22 protein-coding genes and 1 other RNA gene are annotated in these 26,661 nt (G+C 42.5%); 9 read left to right on the top strand and 14 right to left on the bottom strand.

Annotated features, from left to right (window positions below):
- Window positions 1-72: 72 nt before the first annotated feature.
- Window positions 73-1,338, bottom strand: a complete 1,266-nt coding sequence (gene rho / locus V6259_RS07815) for a transcription termination factor Rho (RefSeq protein ID WP_133013424.1) — start codon at window positions 1,336-1,338, stop codon at window positions 73-75.
- 509 nt (window positions 1,339-1,847) lie between these two features.
- Between rho and ppx the strand changes: the two genes are divergently transcribed.
- Both ppx and amt read left to right on the top strand, forming a co-directional pair.
- Window positions 1,848-3,365 carry an exopolyphosphatase gene (gene ppx, locus V6259_RS07810; protein WP_341584091.1) on the top strand — a complete coding sequence of 506 codons (1,518 nt, stop codon included), beginning with the start codon at window positions 1,848-1,850 and terminating at the stop codon, window positions 3,363-3,365.
- A 438-nt stretch (window positions 3,366-3,803) separates the two neighbouring features.
- Window positions 3,804-6,884: an ammonium transporter gene (gene amt, locus V6259_RS07805; protein WP_341584090.1), complete on the top strand. Its 3,081-nt coding sequence runs from the start codon at window positions 3,804-3,806 to the stop codon at window positions 6,882-6,884.
- Window positions 6,885-6,967: 83 nt separating this feature from the next.
- Here the strand turns inward: amt and V6259_RS07800 are convergent, their stop codons facing one another.
- The 11 genes from V6259_RS07800 to smpB form a co-directional block, all read right to left on the bottom strand.
- Window positions 6,968-7,330: a Na+/H+ antiporter subunit G gene (locus tag V6259_RS07800; RefSeq protein ID WP_133013397.1), complete on the bottom strand. Its 363-nt coding sequence runs from the start codon at window positions 7,328-7,330 to the stop codon at window positions 6,968-6,970.
- Window positions 7,331-7,338: 8 nt separating this feature from the next.
- Window positions 7,339-7,608 carry a K+/H+ antiporter subunit F gene (locus V6259_RS07795; protein WP_133013398.1) on the bottom strand — a complete coding sequence of 90 codons (270 nt, stop codon included), beginning with the start codon at window positions 7,606-7,608 and terminating at the stop codon, window positions 7,339-7,341.
- On the bottom strand, window positions 7,602-8,087 hold the full coding sequence (locus V6259_RS07790; RefSeq protein ID WP_341584089.1) for a Na+/H+ antiporter subunit E: 486 nt from the start codon (window positions 8,085-8,087) through the stop codon (window positions 7,602-7,604). Before V6259_RS07790 ends, V6259_RS07795 begins: the two co-directional genes overlap by 7 nt.
- Window positions 8,084-9,595 (bottom strand): monovalent cation/H+ antiporter subunit D, encoded by a 1,512-nt coding sequence (locus V6259_RS07785; RefSeq protein ID WP_341584088.1) that lies wholly within the window; start codon window positions 9,593-9,595, stop codon window positions 8,084-8,086. Before V6259_RS07785 ends, V6259_RS07790 begins: the two co-directional genes overlap by 4 nt.
- The gene (locus V6259_RS07780) at window positions 9,596-9,961 is read right to left on the bottom strand and encodes a Na+/H+ antiporter subunit C (protein ID WP_341584099.1); all 366 of its coding nucleotides are present in this window, start codon (window positions 9,959-9,961) and stop codon (window positions 9,596-9,598) included.
- A 1-nt stretch (window position 9,962) separates the two neighbouring features.
- Complete coding sequence (locus tag V6259_RS07775) at window positions 9,963-12,761, bottom strand: monovalent cation/H+ antiporter subunit A (protein WP_341584087.1); 2,799 nt, start codon at window positions 12,759-12,761, stop codon at window positions 9,963-9,965.
- Between the two features lie 673 nt (window positions 12,762-13,434).
- Complete coding sequence (locus tag V6259_RS07770) at window positions 13,435-14,046, bottom strand: Yip1 family protein (RefSeq protein ID WP_133013403.1); 612 nt, start codon at window positions 14,044-14,046, stop codon at window positions 13,435-13,437.
- Between the two features lie 131 nt (window positions 14,047-14,177).
- Window positions 14,178-14,822, bottom strand: a complete 645-nt coding sequence (locus V6259_RS07765) for a hypothetical protein (RefSeq protein ID WP_341584086.1) — start codon at window positions 14,820-14,822, stop codon at window positions 14,178-14,180.
- An 883-nt stretch (window positions 14,823-15,705) separates the two neighbouring features.
- Window positions 15,706-16,215: a PBECR2 nuclease fold domain-containing protein gene (locus tag V6259_RS07760; protein ID WP_341584085.1), complete on the bottom strand. Its 510-nt coding sequence runs from the start codon at window positions 16,213-16,215 to the stop codon at window positions 15,706-15,708.
- Window positions 16,216-16,775: 560 nt separating this feature from the next.
- Window positions 16,776-17,137, bottom strand: a transfer-messenger RNA (tmRNA) gene (ssrA, locus tag V6259_RS07750).
- Between the two features lie 90 nt (window positions 17,138-17,227).
- Window positions 17,228-17,707 carry an SsrA-binding protein SmpB gene (smpB, locus tag V6259_RS07745; protein WP_341584084.1) on the bottom strand — a complete coding sequence of 160 codons (480 nt, stop codon included), beginning with the start codon at window positions 17,705-17,707 and terminating at the stop codon, window positions 17,228-17,230.
- A 182-nt stretch (window positions 17,708-17,889) separates the two neighbouring features.
- Between smpB and V6259_RS07740 the strand changes: the two genes are divergently transcribed.
- The 3 genes from V6259_RS07740 to V6259_RS07730 are packed head-to-tail and all read left to right on the top strand — an operon-like array spanning window position 17,890 to window position 19,967.
- The gene (locus V6259_RS07740) at window positions 17,890-19,248 is read left to right on the top strand and encodes a sodium-dependent transporter (protein WP_341584083.1); all 1,359 of its coding nucleotides are present in this window, start codon (window positions 17,890-17,892) and stop codon (window positions 19,246-19,248) included.
- Window position 19,249: 1 nt separating this feature from the next.
- Window positions 19,250-19,681 carry a type II toxin-antitoxin system RatA family toxin gene (locus V6259_RS07735; RefSeq protein WP_341584082.1) on the top strand — a complete coding sequence of 144 codons (432 nt, stop codon included), beginning with the start codon at window positions 19,250-19,252 and terminating at the stop codon, window positions 19,679-19,681.
- Window positions 19,674-19,967, top strand: coding sequence for an RnfH family protein (locus tag V6259_RS07730; protein WP_341584081.1), 294 nt, complete (start codon window positions 19,674-19,676; stop codon window positions 19,965-19,967). Before V6259_RS07735 ends, V6259_RS07730 begins: the two co-directional genes overlap by 8 nt.
- Here V6259_RS07730 and V6259_RS07725 read toward each other — a convergent pair.
- Window positions 19,964-20,281: an outer membrane protein assembly factor BamE gene (locus V6259_RS07725; RefSeq protein ID WP_341584080.1), complete on the bottom strand. Its 318-nt coding sequence runs from the start codon at window positions 20,279-20,281 to the stop codon at window positions 19,964-19,966. The genes V6259_RS07730 and V6259_RS07725 overlap by 4 nt on opposite strands.
- 69 nt (window positions 20,282-20,350) lie before the next feature.
- Here V6259_RS07725 and fur point away from each other — a divergent pair, with 69 nt between their 5' ends.
- Window positions 20,351-20,761, top strand: coding sequence for a ferric iron uptake transcriptional regulator (gene fur / locus V6259_RS07720; RefSeq protein ID WP_133013411.1), 411 nt, complete (start codon window positions 20,351-20,353; stop codon window positions 20,759-20,761).
- 60 nt (window positions 20,762-20,821) lie between these two features.
- Here the strand turns inward: fur and recN are convergent, their stop codons facing one another.
- Window positions 20,822-22,492 (bottom strand): DNA repair protein RecN, encoded by a 1,671-nt coding sequence (recN, locus tag V6259_RS07715; RefSeq protein WP_341584079.1) that lies wholly within the window; start codon window positions 22,490-22,492, stop codon window positions 20,822-20,824.
- A gap of 185 nt (window positions 22,493-22,677) precedes the next feature.
- Here recN and grpE point away from each other — a divergent pair, with 185 nt between their 5' ends.
- From grpE to dnaJ, 3 genes are all read left to right on the top strand, one after another.
- Window positions 22,678-23,256, top strand: coding sequence for a nucleotide exchange factor GrpE (grpE, locus tag V6259_RS07710; protein ID WP_341584078.1), 579 nt, complete (start codon window positions 22,678-22,680; stop codon window positions 23,254-23,256).
- Between the two features lie 100 nt (window positions 23,257-23,356).
- On the top strand, window positions 23,357-25,285 hold the full coding sequence (dnaK, locus tag V6259_RS07705; RefSeq protein ID WP_341584077.1) for a molecular chaperone DnaK: 1,929 nt from the start codon (window positions 23,357-23,359) through the stop codon (window positions 25,283-25,285).
- A gap of 213 nt (window positions 25,286-25,498) precedes the next feature.
- Window positions 25,499-26,632: a molecular chaperone DnaJ gene (gene dnaJ / locus V6259_RS07700; protein WP_133013415.1), complete on the top strand. Its 1,134-nt coding sequence runs from the start codon at window positions 25,499-25,501 to the stop codon at window positions 26,630-26,632.
- Window positions 26,633-26,661: the final 29 nt, after the last annotated feature.

The raw sequence follows: 26,661 nt of genomic DNA, 5'->3' as shown, positions 1-26,661 counted from the left end.
TTGGTTATACTGACAATTTAGGTAAAAAAAAACCACTTACTAAAAGTGGTTTTTTAATTTAGTCAGACAGAATTATTTATTTTTGCCCTTCATGGACTCAAAAAATTCGTCATTTGTTTTGGTTACGCGTAATCGATCGATCAAGAATTCTGTTGCAGCAACATCTTCCATTGGATTCAACAACTTACGTAAAATCCACATACGCTGTAGTTCGTCTTCAGAAGTAAGAAGGTCTTCACGACGAGTACCTGAACGGCGAATGTTGATTGCCGGGAAGGTGCGTTTTTCAGCAATCTTACGATCAAGGTGTAACTCTGAGTTACCTGTTCCTTTAAATTCTTCGAAGATTACTTCATCCATTTTAGAGCCAGTATCAACCAATGCTGTTGCAATAATGGTCAAACTGCCACCTTCTTCAATGTTACGTGCTGCACCGAAGAATCGTTTTGGACGTTCTAGGGCGTTAGCATCAACACCACCGGTTAATACTTTACCGGAAGAAGGGATCACCGTGTTGTAAGCACGAGCAAGACGAGTAATAGAATCTAGTAGGATGACAACGTCGCGTTTGTGTTCAACAAGACGTTTGGCTTTTTCAAGCACCATTTCAGCAACTTGCACGTGACGAGTTGGTGGCTCATCGAATGTAGATGCAACGACTTCACCACGAACAGTACGTGACATTTCTGTTACTTCCTCAGGACGTTCATCGATCAATAAAACGATCAAATGACATTCTGGGCTGTTACGGGTAATCGCGTTGGCTATATTTTGCAGCATGAAGGTTTTACCCGCTTTTGGCGGAGAAACAACCAAGGCGCGCTGCCCTTTACCCATAGGCGCAACAAGATCAATGATGCGTGAAGTAATGTCTTCTGTTGAGCCATTACCCGCTTCCATTAATAAACGTTCATCAGGGAAAAGAGGTGTTAAGTTTTCGAAAAGAATTTTATTACGAACACTTTCAGGTTTGTCGAAGTTGATTTCGCTAACTTTTAATAACGCGAAATAACGCTCGCCATCTTTAGGTGGTCGAATTTTTCCGGCAATAGTATCGCCAGTTCGTAAATTAAAGCGACGAATTTGGCTAGGTGATACATATATATCGTCAGGCCCTGCTAAATAAGAGCTATCAGGGGATCGTAGGAAGCCAAAGCCGTCTTGCAGAATCTCTAGGATACCGTCGCCATATATATCTTCGCCGCCTTTAGCATGTCGCTTAAGGATAGAAAAGATGACATCTTGCTTACGAGAGCGGGCCATATTGTCTAAGCCCATCTCAGCTGCGATATCTAAGAGTTCGTGTACTGATTTCTGTTTTAATTCGGTAAGGTTCATAAACGGGTTTTGCATTAGCTCATCTTAAGAGGAAAATTGACGGGATCAGGTTTTAATATGAACACTAATCAATGTCTGGAAGTATTTAACAATATATCAGCTATTTGGCATCAAGAAACCTGAAAAAGATTTATTCTCTACTAAGGTTACTAAATGAGCCCAGTTGGGGCAAAGCCAATACAGCGTGAAACAATTTGATTGGAGTCCTAAAAAATCTGTGAAAATAACCAAACTTTTATTAAGACCGTCCCTACTATAGTGGGACTTAAACGCAAGGTCTATAGTGAAAAGGGCTAAAAAGGCACTTTTTGTTAATTTTTTGATCGAACTAACTGATTTTTTATGCATTCATTTTCAAATTTACAGTTCTTAATTGTATTTCTTTTCATCGTCGCGGATGTTTTTAAATAGCACGTAGAATTCACGCCTCATCGCTGTTGGTTTTCTTATTTTTATGGAGGACACCTGATATACTCTATTGATCAAGACCATGACTTAAGGCGTTCTGGATGCAATCACTCTTCCTGCAACAATCTCATGACTTTCCCTTTGAAAAAATTGCGGCTATTGACCTAGGCTCGAACAGTTTCCATATGGTAATTGCTCAAGTTACCCATGGACAATTACGCATTACTAGCGAGTTTGGTGAAAAAGTACAGCTTGCAGCGGGTTTACATAATGGGATTCTTGATGAAGAATCTCAGCAAAGAGGATTGGATTGCCTCGCACAATTTGCGCAAGTAATCGAAGACATGCCTCCAGGCTCGGTGCGTGTTGTTGGAACCAATGCGCTGCGTGTGGCGAAAAATCGTTATGATTTTATTGGCAAAGCCATGGATATCATGAGCCACCCGGTCGAAATTATTGCAGGACGAGAAGAAGCTCGACTGATTTATGTCGGTGTTTCGAAAACCATGGATCATGGTGAACTAAAGCGACTTGTTGTTGATATCGGCGGCGGTAGTACAGAATTTATTATCGGCCAGCAGCTAGAACCGATACTCACAGAAAGCTTGCATATGGGATGTGTGGGTTTTCGTCAGCGTTTCTTTGAAGATGGCACCATTACTAAGCCGAATTTCCAAAAGGCAGTGACCGCAGCTCGCTTAGAGCTATTGAGTATTCAAGACGATTACTTGGATGAGCAATGGGATGTTGCCATTGGTTCATCGGGAACAATAAAAGCCGCTTTTAACATTATTAAAGAGAATAACTGGAGCAAAAAAGGCATCACGCCAAAAACGCTCAAGCAAATTCAAAAAGCGTTATTAGAAGCAGGGCATGCGGATAATATTGATCTTCCAGGCTTAAAGCCGGAGCGCAAAGGTACCTTTGCTGCAGGTATCGCTATTCTTACCGCGGTATTTGAATGTTTTGATATCAAGCAGATGGACTTTTCGACCGGTGCCCTACGAGAAGGGGTCTTGTATGACATTATGGGACGTTATGCAGAATCAGATATTCGTGAGCGTACTGTTAACTATATGCTCAACCAATATCACATCGATACAGAACAGGCGAAACTGGTTACTCATACTGCGTTGTCAGCATTGGCTCAAGTAAAAGATGACTGGGAAGTAAAGAGTATTTCCAGCGAAGATTTGCTGCGTTGGGCAGGTCTTCTTCATGAAGTAGGCGTCGGAATATCGCATAGCCGATACCATAAGCATGGCGCCTATATCATCAGTGAATCAGATATGCCGGGCTTTTCCCAACAGGAACAGCAAGCATTGGCTAATCTTATTTTACGTCACCGTCGGAAGTTCACTCAGTCTTTAGATTACAAATTTACAAAAAGTGATCAACAAGACTTGGATCGACTCGCGATACTTTTACGATTGTCTATCTTGCTACACAATGACCGTAAAGAGGGTGACATGCCTATTTTTACTTTGAAAGCAGGCGATAAGAGTCTACATGCGGAGTTCTTACCCGATTGGCTAGACAACAGGCCATTGACGCTCGCTAACTTACAGCGAGAAGCGGATTACCTTGCAGCAGATAATTATATTCTGACTTTTAGTTAAGCGTTTTAGGATTTTTTCCACACAACGAATCGCGATACAAAACGACTACGTTTATTGCTCAGCCTTAATAATTCAGTCCTGATAGTCAGGTTGAGCTATCAAGGCTGAGCTTTTTTATATAAATACATTTGATCTACACCTCTTTTCTTGATGTTTCTTCTACTGTCTTCGCCGTCTTCGGCCATTTATTTTCATTCTCTTCCTAACGAATCATGTATTCAATCTGTGTTTTTTGTGAGTATTTCCATTAGAAAATTAAATCTTCTATATCAGAGGTTTATCAAACATTGCTTAAAAAAACCAAGTTGGCGTGAGTATTGAATGGACTAGTACTGGCACTGTGTCGTATTTGCAGAGCTGCTCTGATAATCGGGCGTGGTGAGGCGGTCATTATGACGCCTCTCTTACTAGGGATGAGTGTATCTACAGAGGATATTTATGTCAGATTTTTATTGGTTGCTAGTGGCATCAGCACTGGTGTTTATGATGCAAGCTGGTTTCTTATGCTTGGAAAGCGGCCGTATTCGAAGTAAAAACAGTATTAATGTAGCTGCCAAAAATATCTCTGACTTTGTTATTTCTACCGCAATATATTGGCTATTTGGCTTTGGTATTATGTTCGGTGATTCCGTCTGGGGAATGTTTGGTTCCACTGAGTTTGTATTCGGCGATCATAATACACCTTGGCAAATTAGCTTTTTCCTTTTTCAAATGATGTTCTGTGGCACGGCGGCCACTTTGACCTCTGGCGCGGTTGCTGAGCGCATGTCTTTTATAGGGTATTTGGCGGTCACAGTGATTCTAATGGCGATTATTTATCCGATTACAGGCCATTGGGCTTGGTCTGGAGCCTATGGAGGAACAGGCCAGCAAGGTTGGCTAGAATCCATGGGTTTTATCGATTTTGCCGGTTCAACCGTAGTTCATTCTGTCGGCGGTTGGGTGGCTCTCGCGGCGATTATAATTATTGGACCAAGACTCGGTCGGTTTGAACAGGGTATTCGTTTGCCGCCAGGGAATAATTTACCTCTTTCGGCCCTTGGTGTTTTACTGATTTGGTTTGGTTGGATTGGTTTTAATGGCGGCAGTACATTGTCGCTCACAAATGAAGTACCTATTATTATTTTGAATACCTTTCTTTCTGCTGTATGGGGCGGGCTAATAGCAGCATTAATTAATTATTTTAGAGACGGTTTTGTCGATGTTAGCTTTATTTTAAATGGTGTTATTGCTGGGCTTGTTGGTATAACGGCGTCTTGTCACGTGGTTTCACCAGCGTCAGCGGCCATTATTGGAGCCGTATCTGGTGTCGTGGTCTATTATGGCAGCCTTTTAATGGAACGATTGCACCTAGATGATGCACTTGACGTCGTTCCTGCGCATCTCTTTGCTGGAATTTGGGGCACTTTGAGCGTGGCGCTGTTTGGCGACCCTGAAAAAATAGGCACAGGGTTAAGTTTTATCCAGCAGCTGAGTGTTCAAGCATTAGGGATTGTGTCAATCGGTGCGTATTGTTTTGTGGTGGGCTATGTCTCTATGCGGCTACTAAATAAAATTATGCCGTTGAGAGTAACAATAGAAGAGGAAGAACAAGGTCTGAATGTCTCTGAGCATCGTGCAACGACAGAGCTTTTTGACTTATTAGTATCCATGCAATATCAACAAAACAATGTTGATTTTTCTGCGCCAGTTCTTGAAGAGCCGTTTACCGAGGTAGGGCAAATTGCTCGTAAATATAATCAAGTGATAGGCCGAGTAAATGAAGAAATTGCACAGCGTGACGAGGCGCTATCACGTTTTAAAGAAAGTGAAATGCGTAAAACCGCCATTCTTAATTCATCTATGGATTGCATTGTTACTATAGATCAACAAGGTGCAGTGATCGAATTTAACCTTGCTGCAGAGAGAACGTTTGGTTGCCTCAAAAAACAGGTGAAGGGTAAAAGCTTCATCGACAGTTTTATTCTTGAGGAAGATCGAGATGTCATCTTAGGGAGTTTAAACGTAGGTTTTTCTTCTTCTAAAGGATTGGTTCTTAATCGACGAAACGCATTTCGTTTACGAAGAGATCTCCATAATTTCTTCCCCGCTGAAATTTCGATTACTCGAACAAAAGTGGACAATACATCTGTAAGCCTAGAAGAATTTACTTTACATATAAGAGACGTTACCCGGCAATTCAAGTTGCAAGAAAGGCTTCGTTTTCTGGCCTACAGTGACCCATTGACCAGTTTGTATAACCGTACCTACTTAATGGATAAGTTGGTAAGAGCCTTGCTCTTTGCATCAAAGCAAAAAACATCGGTAGGTTTACTTTTCTTAGACCTAGATAAATTCAAAACGATTAATGACACCTTAGGTCATAAAGCGGGAGATGAGCTACTGTGTGAAGTGGCTGGACGATTAGCTCAAGTGTCTGATGACTCTGACATTATTGCTCGTTGGGGCGGTGATGAATTTATTTTAATGATGACGAAAGACGTATCAGAAAAAACCATAAAACAGCGTGCTCAACAGGTTCTAGAGGTTATGCGAGAACCTGTTAGCTTAAGAGGACAGTTGTTAAATATTCCCACTAGCGTTGGCATTACTCTTTCTTGTGATGCCAAAGTAGATGCCGATAAACTGATTCAGCAGGCAGATATCGCCATGTATTGGGCAAAAGAAAAAGGTCGCGACAATGCACAATTTTTTCAGCCAGAAATGGCCTTTGCTGTTACGAAAAAGTTTGGATTTGAGCAGGAGATGCATGAAGCACTTATGCTTGATCAATTTAGTTTGGTTTATCAGCCCAAAGTTTTTATAGATAAGGATCATATCGTTGGTTTAGAAGCGCTTATTCGTTGGAATCACCCATCAAAAGGACTTATTTCTCCCGGTGATTTTATTCCAATCGCGGAAGAGTCCAGCCTCATTGTGAAAATAGGAGAATGGGTCGTTGATCGCGCCTTAAAGCAGCAGTCTGAATGGCGGAAGAAAGGCCTAACGCTGGTTCCTGTGGCGGTAAATATTTCAGGCCGTCACCTTACGTTAAACAACTTTGTTTCCTATATTTCGGAAAAGTTGGCATTTTATTCGATCTCTGGTGAACTGCTAGAAATTGAAATTACAGAAGGTGTTCTACTTCAAGATATTGAGTGTTGTATTGCTGTTATGGCAGAGCTTAAAGCGCTCAAGATAAAAATCTCAGTCGATGATTTTGGCACTGGTTATTCGTCGCTTAATTATCTAAAACGTTTGCCTTTGGATGTTTTAAAAATTGACCAGTCATTTGTAGATGAGTGTGGGAAGCACTCGGAAGACACAACCATCTGTGAAACAATTATTCACTTAGCGCGTAACTTGGGGCTTACTACGGTTGCAGAAGGGGTTGAGACTCGCCAACAAGCAGAGTTGTTAAAAGATATGGGATGCCAAATATATCAGGGCTATTACTTTTATAAACCAATGCCGAGCTCAGCTGTTTCTGTGCTATTAGGAAGCCAAGCGGCAGTGTATCCATCAAAACAACTGTTTTAGAATATGAAAAATAAAAAGCCCTTCTAACTTCTGTTAGAAGGGCTTTTTTAGCTATCTACTTTCATGCTCTAAAAGTAAAAGGCTTATTCTGGTGGGTTGTTACGGTGACGCATTTTTTCTATCAAACTTTTCCCGCGTGTTTTTTCTAAAGGTTTGATGCCATGGTGAATCGCTGTTTTAGCGATCATATTGGCCGCAACAGGAGCGGTGATTAGCAAAAATAAGGTAATCAGCAGCTCTTTTATAGACACAAAATCTTGCAGGTAACTTTGCAAAATCATAGAAGCCAATAAGACACCTGTGATGCCAAGCGTTGAGGCTTTGGTTGGGCTGTGTAAGCGCATATAAATATCGGGCAAACGCGCAAGACCATAAGAACCAACCAGTAGAAAAATGCCACCGATTAATAACAGAACACAAACAATAATTTCGAGATATAAAGGCATAATTAGTCCTATTCTATGATGTCGCCACGAAGTAAGTACTTACATAGTGCTGCGGTACTAACAAACCCTAACATGGCAATAAGTAATGCCGCTTCAAAGTACAAGCCACTTCCTATGTACATACCGTACAGTAGAATCAAGGCAATGGTATTTATGTACATGGTATCCAGCGCTAGGATCCGGTCAGAAATAGTTGGTCCCTGAATTAAGCGCCATAGATTTAATATCAGTGCAATACAGATGCATATTGCAACAATAGTAATGGTCCAGATTAGCATCCGAAGATCTCCTTGATAGGGGCTTCATAGCGAGTTTTAATCTCGGCAATTAAGGCTTGTTCATCCTCAAGATGAAGTGAGTGAATATAAAGCCAAGTTTTATCTTTTGATATCTCAGCGCTGACGGTTCCAGGTGTTAACGAAACCGTGCTTGCTAGTATGGTGATTCCTAAATCTGATGACAGATTAATAGGGATGGCAACAAAGCCAGGCTGAAGTTTTTTAATGGGTCCAATAATTAAAAGAGCGACTTCTACATTGGCCACAACGATGTCTTTCATCACCATCAAAACATAGCGAATAGCCAAAAATGGTCGGCGAATTTTGGGATGCTCGTCACGCATATCTTTAACCAGCCAAGGGATGGTGATCGCAAAAAAGGCCGCCAGAACTATTTGACCAGCACTAATAGAATTATTGAGTAGCAACCAAACCACAAACAGCATCATGCTGTGGAAGGGCATAGGGAAAAATCTCATGGCATTATTCCTGGCAGTAAGTCATAAGCTGAAGATTGGAAGTCATGTAAATAATGGGCAGCGTGTTGGGTATAGATTGTCATATCCCCCCCAAAGATAACCATGACCGGAGACGCGAGAAATAACAGAATAACCGCGGTGATTTCTAATGGTTTTGCCGCTTCGCCTTCTGTTGAGACGTTTCCATTATGGCGCCAAAATAGCGTTGTCCCACCCCGCGAAAAGGTAATTAATGCTGCCAAACTTCCTAATAATACCAACGGCCATAACCATAATGATTCCGCGACAGATTGGGTCGATTGTAAAATCATGATCTTACCAATGAAGCCAGAGAGAGGAGGCATTCCTATCATGGCTAAGGCACCAACTGAAAACAGAATAGCCAGCAGCCTAGGTTGCATTAATGGTCGTGAATGGACAAATCGGTCTTCTGCTTGGCCTCGCTGTCTTGCAATCATGTCGGCAAGTAAGAAAAGCCCTGCCGAAGCTAACGTACTGTGCACCAGATAATAAAGCGCTGCAGACGTGGCCGCTTCAGAATTGATCGCTGCACAGGCAAGGAGAGTACCGCTAGACAGAACAACTAAGTTGCCAATGAGAGTTTTTAAACCAGGGCTGGCCAAGATTCCAATCGTACCAACGGCAATAGTGAGCAACGCCAGAGGCCAAAGCCATGGTGTGGCTATATTTGCTAATTCTCCAGCGTGATCCCCAAAAATAACCGTATAAACACGGAAAATACTATAAATTCCGACCTTGGTCATAATGGCAAATAAGGCTGCCACGGGGGCGCTGGCGCTAGCGTAGGTTTTTGGCAGCCAAAAATGCAATGGTAGCATCGCTGCTTTTAGTCCAAACACCACTAACAGTAAGAGCGCGCCAGTTTTTGCGAGTGTGGCATTCTCCGCATGCAAGCTGCTGACTTTGACTGCAAGATCCGCCATATTCAATGTGCCAAGCGTACCGTAGATAATGCCTAGGCCAAATAAGAATAGGCTAGAGCCCACTAGGTTGAGAATGACGTAATGCAGCGTCGCTTGGGTTCTCTGTTTGCCTCCGCCATGAACGAGTAAGGCATAAGAAGCAATTAACAATACTTCGAAGAAAACGAATAAGTTGAAAATATCGCCCGTTAAAAACGCGCCATTAATGCCCATAACTTGAAACATAAAGAGAGGGTGAAAATACGCCCCGCCTCTATCTTGTCCATTAACAGCATAAAGCATGACCGCAAACGCAAGGAAAGAGGTTAGTGCGACGAGTAATACCGATACTGGATCAGCGACTAAAACAATGCCAAAAGGCGGCTGCCAATCCCCTAACGCGTAAAGGTGAACGCCTTCCATTTGTACTTGATAGAGCAAATAGAAAGCAGAAATCATCAGTAAAAAAAGACCAAAAAGGGCGGCGACTCTTTGTCTTTGAATGTTCTTAGACAGCGGAGGCAATAGTAGTGCCGCGCCAACAATCAAAGGAATAAGAATAGGCAAAATGCTCAAATGCTGCATTTACTTTGTCCCTCCTGTTTTTTGATTAATGCCATGTCTCGGTTGAGGTATTTGACCGTCAACATGATCATTCCCTAAATCTGCTCTGGCGCGCATGGCTAGAATCACAGCAAAAGCCGTCATCGCAAAGCCGATAACGATTGCGGTTAAAACGAGAGCTTGAGGGAGCGGGTCGCCAATGCTTTTTGATTGCCCTAACACAGCAGCAGCGTCTAGTTTTAAGCGACCACTGGCGAACAGAAATAAGTTCACTGCGTAAGAAAGGAGTGTGAGTCCAACTACCACAGAAAAACTGCGGCCTCTTAGTGTTAAAAACACACCGCAGGCGGTAAGTAATCCAACGCAGAATGCGTACATGCCTTCCATATTATTCATGTTCCTTTTGCGTAGCGCGTTCGCTGGTGGTGAGCTGACCAAGGTTAGCCAAAATTAACATTGTGGCACCAACGACAGTTAAAAATACGCCGAGATCAAACATCATCGCACTAGCCAGTTCGAATTTGCCAATAACGGGTAAGTAAAAGTAATCAAACCAAGACGTTAAGAATGGACGACTGAATAACCAACTGCCTAGCCCGCTGAGTGTCGCGATACCAATGCCGCTGCCGATCATGATTTGATAATCCAACTTCAGTCGCTGTTTGATCCAGTCGACACCGTGAGCAATGTATTGCTGAATGATGGCCACAGAGGTGATAAGACCAGCGATAAAGCCTCCTCCAGGCATATTGTGTCCACGTAAGAAAATATACGCAGAAACTAAAAGAGCGAGTGGCAATAAGCTTTGTGAAATCACAGCCAGTAAAAGAGGGTATTTGTCTTCTGACCAAGGTCGACCTTTGTCATCGCTAGAGGGCATAAATAAGCGCATTCTGGCAATTAACTTATAGATACCGAGAGCGGCAATGGCAAGTACGGTAATTTCCCCTAACGTATCGAAGCCACGAAAGTCGACTAGAATGACGTTTACAATATTAGTGCCGCCGCCGCCCGTTTTACTGTTCTCAGTAAAGAACGTAGAAATGGTATCTAATGGGCGAGTCATTAAGGCATAACAAATTGTACCGACTGTGCCGCCGACAAATGCGGCTAATCCTAGATCGCGAACGACGCGACGCGGGGACGACTCTTTCGGTGTTTTTTGAGGTAAAAAGAACAAGGCTAGGATCAGCAGTATGACGGTTACGACTTCTACCGAGAGTTGCGTTAATGCAAGATCGGGTGCGGAGAACTTAGCGAATGCTAAAGAAACGATCAAACCAACGACAGAGAGCGTTAACAATGCGATTAAGCGTCGTCTGTGCCAAATAACCGTCGCAACACCAGCCACACACAGGAGCACGACACAGGTGATAGAAAGAGCATCGACAGGAATCTCTGGCCGTTGTCCCGCCGTGGTATTCAGCTGAAGTAGGGGAACCGTTGTCATGACTATGGCTAAGAGCAGCGTAAAGAAGATATAACGCTGTAAGGAGCCGTTTTCAGTAAAGCTAATAAACTTATGGGCTTTACTGGCGAGTGTTTGCATTACACGTTCAAAGACAAGTTTCGAATCACTGGTTGGAAATTGGGCATGGAATTTAAAGAAATGTTGACGATTCGTATAAATTATCAAACCGCCCGTCATGGCAATAAAGCTCATCAGCAAAGGGTAAGTAAAGCCGTGCCAAATGGCCAAACTGTAGTGAGGCACATCGCCATTAAGCACTGCAGATGCGGCAGAATAGAGTAAATTACCAACGATCATGGTTGGGAAGATCCCCACCATTAAGCAAAGTGCCACTAAAATCTCTACGGGAACTCGCATGTAACGTGGAGGTTCATGAGGCGTTTTAGGTAAATTAATGGGCTCCCCATTGAAGAACACATCATGGATGAAGCGCATGGAGTAGGCGACAGAAAATACGCCACCTAATGTCGCCAAGACCGGAATCATCCAAGATAAAGAGCCAAGAGAAGCCTGATGTAAGGTTTCAGTGAAGAACATTTCTTTAGATAAGAAACCGTTAAGCAAGGGCACACCAGCCATTGAGGAGGCGGCGACCATGGCTAAAGTCGCCGTATACGGCATGTACTTCCAGAGTCCATTTAACTGTCTCATATCACGCGAGCCAGACTCATGGTCAATAATCCCTGCGGCCATAAATAGAGACGCTTTAAAGATAGCGTGGTTGATGACATGGAAAATCGCAGCCACAGCCGCTAAGTCGGTACCCATACCCAGCAACAACGTAATAAGCCCTAAATGGCTGATAGTCGAGTTAGCCAGCAAGCCTTTCAAATCGTGTTGGAAAAGCGCGACATAAGCGCCAGTAAGGAAGGTTGCCAAGCCAGTTAAGCTGACTAACAAGAACCATAAATCTGTGCCAGCTAAAGAGGGGTAAAAGCGCGCCATCAGAAAGATGCCTGCTTTCACCATAGTCGCAGAGTGTAAGTAAGCACTTACCGGTGTCGGCGCAGCCATGGCATTAGGCAGCCAAAAATGAAAAGGAAATTGAGCGGACTTGGTAAACGCGCCTAAAAGAATCAGTACCGTAATAATCGGGTAACTAGCGCTGGCCTTGATCAAATCGCCGCTATCAAGCACGGTTTGTAAACTATAACTCCCAACGGTGTGACCTAATAATAAAAGTCCTGCTAAAAGGGCTAAACCACCTGCGCCCGTCACAGTTAATGCCATGCGAGCACCTTTACGTGCTTCGGATTTATGCCCCCAGAAACTAATCAGCAAGAAGGAGCTAATACTTGTTAATTCCCAGAAAAACCACAGCTGGATCAAATTGTCAGAAAGCACCACACCCAGCATGGCGAACATAAATAGAATTAAGTAGGCGTAAAACTTCCCCATAGAATCTTGCGCGGATAAATAATATCGCGCATACAGAATGACCAACAGGCCGATCCCTAAGATAAGAATAGAAAAAAGTAACGATAGGCCATCTAGACGAAAAGCGAGTTCTAGCCCTATTGCAGGAACCCAAGGCACGGAAGCAAAGAAGTGTTCACCGCTAAAAATGTCGCTAGCATGGGATAAGATCAAAAATAATGTCACCGCCGGTAATACCGCGGTCATGAAGGCGCAGGCTGTTCGGCTATAACGAGCGGTTAACAAAGGAACAAACGTGCCAAGTAATGGGAGAAAAGGTAGCCAAAGCAAAGAGTTCAAAGTTTAGCGCCTCTTATTGCGTTATTGTTGATTCGGGTCGCATCCGGGTGTGACATAGCGGTTCAGGATTCCTTAGATTTACATACTTGTACTATAACGAAGCTTTACCTTAACAGATAGTTTAGAGATTACCCTTCTGTTCGGAAAAGAGCCAATAAGGTCATTTAATACTGATAAAAATCAATCAACTGAGCAGGGTTTTATAAAATTGATCAGTTATTAGTCTTTTTAAAATTGAAAATATCATGTGTTACTGGCGATAAAATGGCTAATAAATAGAATCAGCTCACCTTGCCTAAAGTGCTTTCTAACAGAGCTTTAGGCGGTGTTGTAACATCAGTGTTACGTTAGCTTAGTAAGACCAGAAGTAATATTAAAAGTTCAGGTAAGATCAGAGCGATAGCAACGCCGCCATCAAATATCAGGACTAGGCAAAATGGCTTGAAAAACCGATTGAAATAATGAAGGTGAACGTGAGACTCAACCTGGGTCAGTTTGAGTCTGATATGGCTTGAAATAAGCGATTAATCGCCAAATAAGACGATCAAAAAATAATGATCATAATGTTGAGTCGCTCGCGATACGCTTCAGATTGTAAAAAGTAGAATAGCCAACAATATGGGTTTAATTCATTTGCTTGTTGGCTATTTACCTTTGACCTGTTATTGCAACGCTATTGGAAAAATTGCCACATAATACTGCTGTCAGATCCCATGCTCCACAACAGAACAACCGCCGCTAACAATACTTCGAGTATTAATAGACCAATGCCAAGGGTTGTGCTGGAGAGGATAAACCCTTGCTGGTGGCTAATACCTAAAAAGCTAGGTGTTCCTTTATAGAGTAAATAACCTGTGCAACAAACCCCAGCAACGCAAGCGAGTGTGCATAGCCAGATGATAGGGTAGATTGCAAAAAGGCCACTCAAAAACATGGGAGTTGCGATGTAACCCGCAAAGATAATACATTCGGGACGGCTAGGACGGCTTGAATATCTGCCTGCCATCCAGTGAATTAAGCTGCCTACTAAAGCGACAGCGGCTAAAATAAGTGCATAAAATAGAATACCAAGACTGACACCGCTGATGATTGATATTTTGGCTGCGGTATCGCCACCGAAAGTCCAGCCGAATTGCGTGGTACCGATAAAAGTACTTATGACAGGTACGGCCGATAGCCATAAAACATGGTGAGTATATAAATGGCTAATGGATTCGTGTTCTTTGTTTATTTCGGACCATTCGCGTTCTGGATGATGAATTAGTCCCCATACATGATTAATCATGGATTCCCCCTCGCTTTTCGAAAAAAGCCATTGGATTTGGAAAACATCTTATCGATTAAGCCGCTCAATATTTTGAGCGACTTAATTTTTAGTATAGGTCTAGATTCAGTAAAAGCAAAAGCTTCACGCTGTTATTCGCAGCGGTAGTCTTTAGGCATTTTAACTGAATACTGTTTGTCTACCGGGGTGCTAAAACTGGTTCTAGCAATCGCATCCGATGCTAAGAACTTATAGACTTTCCACTGTGAACAATCTTGATGAACGACCGTACTGATAGAGTCTAAAATAGCGTTGTTTTGCTTGTCTTTTAAGGTGAACTGAAAAGTATAGACGTCAGTAGGAATGTTCACAGAGCGATAACCACGTAACATTGGTGTTCTAAAATAATAATGAGTACTACAGACTTGTTGTCCGTTGTCTTTTCTCTGATGGCAAGTGGTGTAAGGTATGCTTCTTTCATTAGTAAAAACAGGGATTGACTGCTGTTCAATTTGTTCCTCAGAAGAAAAATTCACAATTAATTTATAATCTGGATCTTTTGCTGTTTCAGAGATGTTAGTAAAGCCACGAGCTTTAAAAGCACTAATAATATCAGGCATATAGCGCCTGTTAGTCAGCCGATCTCCCTTGCTGTTTGATGCCACAAGAATAGATGACGTTTTCGCAATATCTACACTTGGATCCACATTACTTAAATAACGGCCGGACAATTTTACATTTGATGAGCAGCCGGAAAGTATTGTGGCAAATAGCACTAATATAAATAAGTTCTTCATGATTTTAGCCCTCTATCACCTATTTCAACACACTAACTTCTCATAATAAAAGCACAGAACAGACTCAGAACCGAGACATTGTTGAATCGTTACATTAGCCGTTCAAAATATTTACTCTAGAAGGTCGCTAGAAGGTCGTTAGTAGACGTTATGATGGTGTAGCAATAAGCCAAATTTTCTAGTGTTAGGCGTCTTTATTGGTGTTAATGTTAATGCTGAAAGCGAGAAGCAAGTTGGCCTTACTGCCTACAGCTTGTGGAAGGACCCCATAGATAAGTAAGTGTCTGTGTCAGGGTGCGACCTTTCTTCATTGCCCATGGATGATTAGGGCTCATATTTTTAAAGGGTAGCCGTTCATTCGGTTACCCTTTTTCTTTGCATCTGTGCCTACTCAGTATTTTTCTTCGGCATGCACAAAATTCCACAGCCTTTGCCGAGGGAGAGAGGGTTTGTTTACTACAAATCAAAAAAACACCCGAAGGCGAGTTCTTCTACGCGCATTCAGCACCCTTTCAAAGTGTAAATTCTCTAAATGATAACCGTATTGGTGGTGGATGGGTGGATTATGTATAAAAGCCTTTTAAATCAGTAATTTTTTTGATTTTCAAGGATACATATTTTGTTTGTACAGTACGTTGTGTCTGTTTTAGTGATTCGGTGTGTCGGATTTGTATCTTCTGTGGAAGGTGTTTCTCATTGTTCGCCCTTGTTTACTTTGGTTTATCTTATAGGTAAACTAGGTAATTGAAAGCGAGAAGCAAGTTGGCCTTACTGCCTATAACTTGTGGAAGGACCCCATAGATAAGTAAGTGTCTGTGTCAGGGTGCGACCTTTCTCCATTGCTCATGGATAATTAGAGTATTATATTTTAAGGGCATCAGATTTATTCTGTTGCCCTTTTTCTTTGGTAAACTAGTTTCCCACACCTGTGTTTGTTCAGTTTTTTTGCTTCGGTATGCATAAAGTTCCATAGAGTTTGATTTTCATACTTAGCAATCACTACAAGCATTTGAGCTTTAGATTGAAAGCTACCGATAAACTGAAATCTTTGAGTTTTATCTTCATAATTTGACAACCAGATTTCGAAAGGGTCTTGAATAGTCGTTAAAGCGTAATGCACGAACCTTTCTCTTGCCTCATTTCTCTTTTCTACGATATGTTTTAAATCATTGCCTTTTATATCTACTAAACCAATATGTTCTGCTTTCAGTGTAATAGAATCAGAGGCATTTTTTAAACTGAAGACTTTTAATAAAACCTCAAATGCACTGTTAAAATCTTGAGCTTCTTCCTCTAATCCTGGACAGCGAAGGCGCTGATTTATCTCTAGAGAACGAATATCATCTAAACCTAGTTCGTTCCATTTAGGCTGTGTTTTGTCACGTTTCGACATTAAAAATTATATCTCTGAACTAGTTGATAATGGATTTAGCCTTACGGTTTCTTCTAGGAAGTCGGGGCTAGATGAGCATGGTGCATGGTCATTTTTATGTCACTATGGTCGAGTGCCTTTTGTAAGGTCAAGATGTTGCCGCCGTTCATTATAACGCAATACGTGTGCTACTTGGCATTTGTGCTGTCAGCCCTTCCTCACCCCAAAGTACGCTCGTTGATACTGATGCCTTAGTTATTAGGGAAATATAACGGCTTTTATGACCGCTTAGCAAATAATCCTCTGGGGTAGTTGATGGCAACATACATGCCGTGGACATTGGGCATAGTGTCTTTGGTTTTGCCGATCACTAACGAATCATAATGGTATTATTGACTTCCTAAAATCTCTATTTTTATCTGACATTTATTCTTTAGGCAGGTTAAATGGCTTATGACAAGAGGGTGTTTGTTTTCTACAGGCCAAAAAAAACCACCCGAAGGTGGTTCTAATTTTGATGCTTCATACGTGCATCCAGTTCCCTTTCAAAGTGCAAACTCTCTAAAAGACAACCGTATTATTGGTGGAGACGGGGGGGATCGAACCCCCGTCCGTCAGTCCGCTGCCATCGGCTCTACATGCATAGTCACTTCTATTATTTGACCACGAACCGCCCGAAGGACAGGGTGTTAATGGCGAGCCTACTTAGTCTTAGAACCTTATCCCTAGGCGGGGCATCGGTTAGCATCCTGTAATTTATGATACTGCGGAGTCTCGGGCTACAAGCAACCTGAGGGCAGCACACTAGCAGCGGTTTAGGCTGCTAAAGCGTAGTTTTCGTCGTTTGCGACTATAAAATTGATGCGGGGGATTAACGAGATCACGCATCACTCTCGACATGCACCTTTGGGTTTGTAACCGACGTCGAAACCATGTCGTCCCCAAAAAGTAACTCAATTCTAACGGAAACAATGTGCTTACGCTAGAGATAACGCTGAAAAGCTAAGTATCTACACTATTATATTATCAAGTGTTAGGTATTGTGCTTCATTAATCGTTCTTTGTCTCTCGACCAATCACGATCTCTTTCTGTATCGCGTTTGTCGTGGTCTTTTTTACCTGTTACCAAAGCCACTTCACATTTAATCTTGTTGCCTTTCCAGTACAACGCCATGGCTGCACAGGTTTTACCTTTTTGCTCGGTAACTTGTATTATCTTATCGAGCTCTTTGCGGTTCAACAGCAGTTTACGTTGGCGCATTGGCTCGCATACAACGTGTGTTGAAGCACTCAGTAGTGGCGTAATACGCGCGCCAACAAGCCAAGCTTCGTTTTGGTGAATGATAACGAAGGCGTCTACTAATTGTGCTTTGCCTTCGCGCAGACTTTTTACTTCCCAACCAGACAAAACCAAACCGGCTTCGAACTTCTGGTCAACGAAATAGTCAAATTTTGCACGTTTATTAAGCGCTATAGTGCCCGTGCCACTGGATTTTTTCTTTACTTTACTCATAGTCGGAAATTATACGGTCGATAGAGGTAAAAACCTATGCTTTTCTTGAGGTATGCGTCTTAATGTTAGAAAATTCACCCTCAGTAAATGAATTGTCATGACGAAAGAGTTCAGTTGCGATCTGGTCTCTTTTTTCGTCTTTAATTATTAAAAACACTACTGAGTAGTGAGAGCGTAAATTTATGCCCGAAAGTAGATGTTTACAAGGTATATGGTCAAGTCCGTGGATATTTATTTTTGCCGCGAGCGGATCCGCTGTTGGTTTAGGAAATATTTGGAAATTCCCTTACCTAATTGGCGAAAATGGCGGTGGTGCCTTTTTAGTCATCTACTGTGCCTGTTTATTATTAGTTGGTTTACCAATTTTGATGGCTGAGGTGGCGTTAGGTCGTACTGTTCGCTCTAACCCTATTGATACTATTAATGATTTAAGTGAACGACGTGTTATTAGTTCATTTTGGGTGGTTGTGCCTTGGATTGCTGGTTTGGCTGGCTTTTTGATCCTAACTTTTTATAGCGTTATCGCTGGCTGGTCGATTGCGTATTTTGAGCGCGCAGTGTCAGGTAAATTAGTGGACATTACTCAGGTGCAAGCGACGGGTATGTTTAATCATTTACTCGCATCACCAGGCGAGATGTTGCTGTGGCATTCGATCTTTATGGCGTTAGTGGTGCTGACGGTAGGTCAGTCGGTGACTCGTGGTTTGGCTGCCTTGGTAAGAATTTTACTGCCTGTGTTAATTGTTGTGATGGTGTTGTTAGCTGGATATTCTCTAAAAACAGGCGATGCAGCCGATGCGATCCATTTTTTATTCCGTTGGTCATGGCAAGATGTTTCTTTTGATGTGGTGCTTGCTGCTGTTGGTCATGCTTTGTTCAGCTTGAGTATTGGTATGGGCGCTATGTTTGCTTATGGTGCGTATATGAGTAAGCGGATGTCTATTGCCCGAGCTTGCTCAGCGGTAGTCACTGTGGATTTAGTTGTTTCTTTGTTGGCTTGCTTGGTTATTTTTCCATTGGCTTTCGCATTCCACATTAATTTGGACTCTGGTCCTAGTTTAGCCTTTGTTTCTTTGCCTATTATTTTTGGTAATTTACCGGCTGGGCAGTTGGTAGGAGGTTTCTTTTTCTTGTTGCTCGTGATTGCGGCATTAACCTCTTCGATTTCGATGCTTGAATTGTTTGTCGCCTGGTTGCATGAAAAATTCTATATTGCCCGCTTTAAAGCCGCATTGTTGCTGGGTGGCGCGGCTTGGTTTATTGGTATCGCTGTACTTTTATCGTTTAATCATTGGGATGTAAAAGTACTGTTCGATTTAAACCTCTTTGAGTTGCTTGATAAGCTGACCTCATTAATTATGTTGCCGGTTGGTGCTATTTTATTGTCTGTGTTGGTTGCGTGGTTTATCCCTAAAACTATGTTGCAAAATGAGATGATTACTCGCCAAACTAGTCATTTTCGTTTGTGGTATAACACATTGAAATATATCAGTATTCCTGCATTAGTTGTTATTACTCTTGCAGGCTGGATAGGAGTTTGATTTGAGTCATATAGAGCGTTTTGCTCATGTAGAATACAGTTGCGAGCAAATGTTTGCATTGGTAAACGATATTGATGGTTATCCAGAGTTTCTTCCTGGTTGCTTGGATTCTTCTTTGATTTCTCGTACGCCAAACGAAATTGTTGCCTCTTTAGTGGTGGGTAAAGGGCCTGTGCGTCAGGCTTTTACCACGAAGAATTTTTTGCAGGAGTCTAATCGGATCGAAATGACCCTAGTAAAGGGGCCATTTAAAAAGCTGCATGGCGTATGGACGTTTACTGAACTGTCGCCAAATCGTTGTAAAATAGCGCTCAGTATTGAATTTGAATTAAGTGGTATGCTGAAATTTGCTTTTGGCAGTGTATTTAGTCAAATTGCTAACACCATGGTGGATGCATTTGGTAAACGAGCAAAGGTGGTTTACGGTGAGTAAAATACGAGTAGAAGTCGCGTATGCATTGCCAGAAAAGCAAAAAATCATTGCACTGGATGTGGAAGATGGTTGCACGGTAAGAGAAGCAATACTTCGCTCTAATATAAATACCTTTTTTCCGGGGTTAAATTTAGATGCCGTGAAAGTGGGTATTTTTGGAAAAGCGGTAAAAAATGCAGATACACAAGCGCTGAAAGAAGGCGAACGTGTTGAAATTTATCGAGAACTGACAGTTGACCCTAAACAAGCTAGGGCCAACCGTGCAGCAAAAACGGTTAAGGCTTAATCGTTTTTAATTTCAGCTAGATTGTTGCCTTTGAACATCAAAGTGAGGTTGCTGACAGCACTTTTAGGCGTATCTGGTGCTGCATACTCTACTGTGTAGATATAGTGCCACTCGCTGGGTTTAAAGCTGTCTCTTACCATTGGAGTGCCTAAAAGATAGATGACTTGTGATTGAGTCATGCCAACTTTTAGTTGAGATAGCTGATCCTTCGTTATTAGGTTGCCTTGTGTTACTGGCGCTTTATACGGAGGTGGAAATAAACTGCATGCGCTTAGAGAAAATAGGGCGCATATTACTAATATTGATTTTTTCATTTGTATTATCCTAACTCAGGTGTGCTAATGATAAAGTAATTATCAACAAGTTCGAATAGAGAATGACTCATGACTAGCGAAAATCAAGAACTAAAGAAAGCCGGACTCAAAGTAACCTTGCCCCGAGTAAAGATTTTACAAATTCTAGAGAGTGCTGGTGATCGTCACTTAAGCGCAGATGATGTCTATCGTACCTTGTTAGATCAAGGTGAAGATGTTGGTTTAGCGACAGTGTATCGAGTTCTGACTCAGTTCGAATCGGCTGATTTGGTAATGCGTCATCACTTTGAAGCGGGAACCGCGGTTTTCGAATTGGCAAAAGGGGATCATCATGACCATATGATTTGTTTGGAAACAGGCAAAGTGGTTGAGTTTGTTGATCCTGTGATTGAAAAGCGTCAGCATGAAATTGCTGAAGAGCATGGTTTTGAAATTGAAGACCATAGCTTGATCATGTATGTGCGCCCAAAGAAGAAATAGCGGTAAACGCAACACGATAAGTGGATAACCTAAACATTGTTGGGTTATCCACTTTTTTGTTTATTGTAATTGTACATTTCCTAGCATTTCTTTGGCGTGAGCCAGAGTTTGATCCGTTAGCTCTAATCCACCGAGTAAACGCGCAATTTCTTGAGTACGTTCCTGATTTCTTAATTGTGCCACTTTTGAAGACGTTGCATCGTTTGCTACTTCTTTGCTTACGCGCAGATGCTGATCGCCCTGTGCGGCGACTTGCGCTAAATGGGTAACACAGAAGACTTGTCCACGTTTCCCTACACTGCGCAGCATACGACCGACAACTTCGGCAATGCCGCCACTGATACCTACATCGACTTCATCAAACACCAATGTCGGAATGATAGAGGTATGAGCTGTGACAACCTGAATCCCTAAACTAATACGAGATAATTCACCGCCTGAGGCAACCTTACGTAATGGTTGAGCGGGTTGTCCTGGGTTAGAAGCGATCATGTATTCTATTTCTTCAAAACCATTAGACGACACTTGGTTAAGAGGTTGGCAGTCAATAAAGAAACGCGCATGAGGCATACCTAGCCCATGAATTTGTTCTTCTACTTGTTTGGCAAGTGTATCTTTTGCGGCAATACGCTTTTCTGTCAATGTGGTTGCCAGTGCCGTCAGCATTTCGTAGGCACGTTCTTCGTTTTCTTTTAGTTGTTCAATGCTTTCTTCGCTGCCTTGCAGTGAATCAAGGTCTGTATCAACGGACTCTCTGAGTATGAGTAGTGCTTCTGGTAATACTTTGTGTTTACGAGCTGTGTCGTAGATGTCAGTGAGGCGCTGCTCTATTTCACTGAGTCGTTCCGGATTTTGCTCCAGTGTGTCTTGGTAATGATGTAGGCTGTCTGCGGCTTCTTGTGCTTGAATTAACGCGGCTTTCATCATCTCCAGCGCATTTTCAAGCTCTTTAGTAGCAGGGCTAATTTGGCTGGCATTTTGTAATGCTTGGTTTAACAGTGAGCAAACATTGCTTTCGTCACTATCAATTAAGATGCCGCTGGCTTGATAAGCTTTGTATTTAGAGTCTGCGATATTAGATAAAAAAGCTTGTTCATTTTCTAGTTCGACAATTTCTCCTTCTTTTAAATCTAACTGTTCTAATTCCTGCGACTGGTAAGATAAAAGCTGAATTTTGGCTTCTTGCTCCGATGAGCGATTTTGTTGTGCGGCCAGTTCGTCTTTTAGTTGGCGCCAAACGTTGTATTGTCGGCTGACCTGTTTTGATAGTTCAGTGAGTTGGCCGAATTCGTCTACTTGTTTACGTTGAGCGCTTTTTTTCAGTAATGATTGATGTTCGTGCTGACCATGAATATCAACCAAATGGCTGCCGACTTCTTTTAAGTCCCCAAGCGTACAAGGGCGACCATTAATATAGGCTTTAGATCGGCCTTCTTTGCTGATAACTCGACGTAAAATGCAATGTTGTTCGTGTTCTAGGTCCCTTTCTTCTAGCCACTCGAAGACATGAGGGTACTGAGTGATGTCGAAAGTGGCGCTAATATCGGCCTTTTTTTCTCCATGACGAACCACAGACGCATCTGTTCTGCTGCCCAAACAGAGAGATAGAGCGTCAACCATGATGGATTTACCAGCGCCTGTTTCACCGGAAATCACGGTCATGCCTGTTTTAAATTCTAAATCCAAGGCGTCAACAATAGCGAAATTGGAAATAGCGATGCTCGTTAGCATAATGGGCTCCACATAAGGAAAATATTTATATGGTTATTTATACAGTACTTGGTTGTTTTTTGACAAGTAGGGGGGAGATATTTAATTCCCTTTAAATTTATATGGTTTTGGTGTTGAAAGGTAAAAAGCTGGCCCCATATAGCCAACACAGTTAGAGAATACTTTCTGTTATTTGGAGTGAAGAAATGAGTGATCAGCAAAAAAAATCTAATTTAGAAGCGGAGCAAGATGTGAATAGCGAAGCAGAAAATCAAGCAACAGAAGGGCTTTTAGAACCTGAAGCAGAGCTTCTAGAAGAAACGCCTGAAAATGAAGAGCTTGCTAAAGCATTGGAAGAGGCGGCGCAGTACAAAGAAGCTGCACTTCGTGCTCAAGCGGATGCGCAAAATGTTCGCAGACGTGCAGAGCTAGATGTTGAGAAAGCGCACAAGTTTGGTCTAGAGAAATTTGCCAAATCCATTGTCAACGTCGCTGACAATCTTGAGCGAGCGCTAACGTCTGCGCCTGAGACTGGCGAATCTGACCCGGTTCGTGAAGGTGTTGAGTTAACGTTGAAAGATTTGTTAGAAACCTTGGCTCGTTTTGAAGTGAAGCCAGTAGACCCGCATGGCGAACCATTCAACCCAGAGTTGCACCAAGCGATTACCATGGTACCAAACCCTGAGTTAGAGCCGAACACCGTGATGGATGTTGTGCAGAAGGGTTATACGCTTCATGGCCGTATATTGCGCCCAGCAATGGTCGTTGTTTCGAGCGCAGCATAAAGACCGTCATTTTTTTGACACTAGGCGCTTGAAAAGCTCAAAAGCGTACCCAAATACAGAATTATCATTGAAATAAACGAATTTATAGGAGAGACACACCATGGGTAGAATCATTGGTATTGACTTAGGTACAACAAACTCTTGTGTTGCTGTACTAGATGGCGAAAAAGCTCGCGTAATTGAAAACGCTGAAGGCGATCGCACCACACCGTCCATCGTTGCTTTTGCTGAAGATGGTGAAGTTCTAGTTGGTCAGTCTGCTAAACGTCAAGCAGTGACTAACCCAACAAACACATTGTTTGCTGTTAAGCGCTTGATCGGCCGTAAATTTAAAGATGCGGTTGTTCAGAAAGATATCTCTATGGTGCCTTACAAAATCGTAGCGGCCGATAACGGCGACGCTTGGGTTGAAGTAAAAGGCGAGAAGAAAGCACCACCACAAATTTCTGCTGAAGTTCTTAAGAAAATGAAGAAAACAGCAGAAGATTACCTAGGCGAGAAAGTAACAGAAGCGGTAATTACTGTTCCTGCTTACTTTAACGACTCTCAGCGTCAAGCAACTAAAGATGCGGGTAAAATTGCTGGTCTAGAAGTTAAACGTATTATCAACGAGCCAACAGCGGCAGCGTTGGCTTACGGCCTAGACAAGAGTACAGGCGACTCTACTATCGCGGTTTATGACCTTGGTGGTGGTACCTTCGATATCTCTATCATCGAAATCGCCGATGTAGATGGTGAGAAACAATTCGAAGTATTGTCTACCAATGGTGATACTTTCCTAGGTGGTGAAGATTTCGATATGCGTGTTATCGAGTTCTTAGCCTCTGAATTTAAGAAACAGTCTGGTATTGATCTACACAACGATCCACTAGCGCTACAACGTTTGAAAGAAGCGGGTGAAAAAGCGAAAGTTGAGTTGTCTTCTTCTTCTCAAACAGAAGTTAACTTACCTTACATCACTGCTGATGCTACAGGCCCTAAACACTTGAACGTTAAATTGACTCGTTCTAAGTTGGAGTCTTTGGTTGAAGAGCTTGTAATGAACTCTCTTGAGCCTTGCCGTCAAGCATTGAAAGATGCCGATCTGAAAGCTTCTGATATCGATGAAGTTATCTTGGTTGGTGGTCAAACTCGTATGCCTCTTGTGCAAGCGAAAGTGACTGAGTTCTTCGGTAAAGAACCACGTAAAGACGTGAACCCTGATGAAGCGGTTGCTATTGGCGCATCTATTCAAGGCGCGGTACTTTCTGGTGATGTAAAAGACGTTCTTCTTCTAGACGTTACACCATTGTCTCTAGGTATCGAGACTATGGGTGGTGTTATGACGGCATTGATCGAGAAAAACACTACGATTCCTACTAAGAAATCGCAAACTTTCTCTACTGCTGAAGACAATCAAAATGCAGTAACTATCCATGCATTGCAGGGTGAGCGTAAACAAGCGTCTCAGAATAAGTCTCTAGGTCGTTTCGACTTGGCTGACATTCCGCCAGCTCCACGTGGCGTGCCACAAATCGAAGTAAGCTTCGACCTTGATGCCAATGGTATCTTGAGTGTGTCTGCGAAAGATAAAGCGACGGGTAAAGAACAGTCTATCGTTATCAAATCTTCTTCAGGTCTTAGTGATGAAGAAGTTGAAAAAATGGTTCAGGATGCTGAAGCAAACGCAGAAGAAGATCGTAAGTTTGAAGAGCTTGTACAAGTTCGCAACACGGCTGATGGTATGATTCACGCAACTCGCAAAACTTTGACTGATGCTGGCGATAAAGCAACAGAAGAAGAGAAAACAGCGATTGAAACTGCGATTACTGAACTTGAAGAAGCATTAACATCTAACGACAAAGAGAAGATCGAAGAGAAAACCAATGCGTTGACTCAAGCGTCTGGCTCTTTGGCTCAGAAGATGTATGCAGAAGCTGAAGGTGCTCAAGCTGGCGCTCAACCAGGTGCTGAAGAAGCTACTTCTGGTAAAGCTCAGGACGATGCAGTAGATGCTGAATTCGAAGAAGTAAAAGAAGATAAAAAATAAGCCGTAACGCTTGTTTTGATTACCCTAACTTTATGGGTTGATATAGCGAACACGGTTTTAGGACCGTGTTTTGCTATTTGTAAACCGGTGAATAAAGTTAGGTCTATAAAAGCTTTATGACTCTTTTAACTGAGAATCTTTTATCCAGTTATTAACGACAAGTTTTTCTTTCAAATTTTTAATTCAGACTTTATCAATTCAGGAATGCCAGCGATGAGCAAAAGAGACTATTACGACGTTCTTGGGGTGGCCAAAGGCGCGGATAAAAAAGACATCAAAAAAGCTTATCGCTCTTTAGCGAATAAGTACCATCCAGATAAAAACCCAGACAATGCCGAATCATTAGAAAAATTTAAAGAAGTCGCGGAAGCTTACGAAATCTTATCGTCTGATGATAAGCGTGAAGCGTATGACCGTTTTGGTCATGAAGGCGTTAATGGCCAAGGCGGCGGCTACGGCGGTGGTGCTGGCGCTGGTGGTTTTAGTGATATTTTTGGTGATGTATTTGGTGATATTTTTGGCGGAGGAGGCGGTGGCGGTGGTCAAAGCCGTACACGTCGAGGTTCCGATTTACGTTACACATTAGAGTTAGATCTTGAACAAGCCGTTTGGGGTTGCGATGAAAAAATTCGTATTCCTACTTTGGTTAATTGTAAACCTTGTGATGGTTCTGGCGCCAAGAAGGGCTCGAAACCGAAGACCTGTAATACCTGTGGTGGTGCTGGTCAAGTTCGTATGTCGCAAGGCTTCTTTTCTGTACAGCAGGCTTGTCCTGAATGTCACGGTCAAGGTCAGGTTATTTCTAACCCTTGTCCTGAGTGTCATGGTCAAGGTCGTATTCAAGAATACAAAACGCTTAATGTTAAAATTCCAGCGGGTGTTGATACGGGTGACCGTATTCGTCTTTCTGGGGAAGGAGAAGCCGGAGCACATGGTGGCCCAGCGGGTGATTTGTTTGTTCAGGTCTCTGTTAAGCCGCATAGCATCTTTGAACGCGATGGTGCTAACTTGTACTGCGAAGTACCGATTAGCTTTACAACAGCGGCACTAGGTGGCGAAATTGATGTTCCTACTTTAGACGGTCGTGTGCGACTGAAAGTGACGGCTGAGTGTCAGAGCGGGAAGTTGTTCCGTCTGCGAAATAAAGGTGTTAAGCCTGTTCGTGGTGGTCCACAAGGTGACTTGATTTGTAAGGTTGCAGTGGAAACGCCCGTGAATTTGACGGCACGCCAGAAAGAATTACTTACTGAACTTGCTGATAGTATGGGCGATGAAACGGATCACTCTCCTAAGCAGAAGAGCTGGTTTGATGGTGTAAAACGTTTCTTTGATGATATTAAAAAGTAATGGTTTGATCTTACTTAAAAGTATTAAAA

The organism is Marinomonas sp. TI.3.20 (assembly GCF_038155025.1).
Lineage (GTDB): Bacteria > Pseudomonadota > Gammaproteobacteria > Pseudomonadales > Marinomonadaceae > Marinomonas > Marinomonas flavescens.
This window is presented reverse-complemented; position numbering and strand designations above follow the sequence as displayed.

Excerpts from the sequence above, each read along its gene's own strand:
- V6259_RS07740 (WP_341584083.1), top strand. The coding sequence starts at position 17,890 with ATGCCCGAAAGTAGATGTTTACAAGGTATATGGTCAAGTCCGTGGATA.
- V6259_RS07795 (WP_133013398.1), bottom strand. The coding sequence starts at position 7,608 with ATGCTAATCTGGACCATTACTATTGTTGCAATATGCATCTGTATTGCA.
- dnaJ (WP_133013415.1), top strand. The coding sequence starts at position 25,499 with ATGAGCAAAAGAGACTATTACGACGTTCTTGGGGTGGCCAAAGGCGCG.
- fur (WP_133013411.1), top strand. The coding sequence starts at position 20,351 with ATGACTAGCGAAAATCAAGAACTAAAGAAAGCCGGACTCAAAGTAACC.
- recN (WP_341584079.1), bottom strand. The coding sequence starts at position 22,492 with ATGCTAACGAGCATCGCTATTTCCAATTTCGCTATTGTTGACGCCTTG.
- V6259_RS07725 (WP_341584080.1), bottom strand. The coding sequence starts at position 20,281 with ATGAAAAAATCAATATTAGTAATATGCGCCCTATTTTCTCTAAGCGCA.
- V6259_RS07770 (WP_133013403.1), bottom strand. The coding sequence starts at position 14,046 with ATGATTAATCATGTATGGGGACTAATTCATCATCCAGAACGCGAATGG.
- V6259_RS07790 (WP_341584089.1), bottom strand. The coding sequence starts at position 8,087 with ATGAGATTTTTCCCTATGCCCTTCCACAGCATGATGCTGTTTGTGGTT.
- smpB (WP_341584084.1), bottom strand. The coding sequence starts at position 17,707 with ATGAGTAAAGTAAAGAAAAAATCCAGTGGCACGGGCACTATAGCGCTT.
- grpE (WP_341584078.1), top strand. The coding sequence starts at position 22,678 with ATGAGTGATCAGCAAAAAAAATCTAATTTAGAAGCGGAGCAAGATGTG.
- V6259_RS07800 (WP_133013397.1), bottom strand. The coding sequence starts at position 7,330 with ATGCCTTTATATCTCGAAATTATTGTTTGTGTTCTGTTATTAATCGGT.
- amt (WP_341584090.1), top strand. The coding sequence starts at position 3,804 with ATGTCAGATTTTTATTGGTTGCTAGTGGCATCAGCACTGGTGTTTATG.
- V6259_RS07785 (WP_341584088.1), bottom strand. The coding sequence starts at position 9,595 with ATGCAGCATTTGAGCATTTTGCCTATTCTTATTCCTTTGATTGTTGGC.
- rho (WP_133013424.1), bottom strand. The coding sequence starts at position 1,338 with ATGAACCTTACCGAATTAAAACAGAAATCAGTACACGAACTCTTAGAT.
- ppx (WP_341584091.1), top strand. The coding sequence starts at position 1,848 with ATGCAATCACTCTTCCTGCAACAATCTCATGACTTTCCCTTTGAAAAA.
- dnaK (WP_341584077.1), top strand. The coding sequence starts at position 23,357 with ATGGGTAGAATCATTGGTATTGACTTAGGTACAACAAACTCTTGTGTT.
- V6259_RS07780 (WP_341584099.1), bottom strand. The coding sequence starts at position 9,961 with ATGGAAGGCATGTACGCATTCTGCGTTGGATTACTTACCGCCTGCGGT.
- V6259_RS07765 (WP_341584086.1), bottom strand. The coding sequence starts at position 14,822 with ATGAAGAACTTATTTATATTAGTGCTATTTGCCACAATACTTTCCGGC.
- V6259_RS07760 (WP_341584085.1), bottom strand. The coding sequence starts at position 16,215 with ATGTCGAAACGTGACAAAACACAGCCTAAATGGAACGAACTAGGTTTA.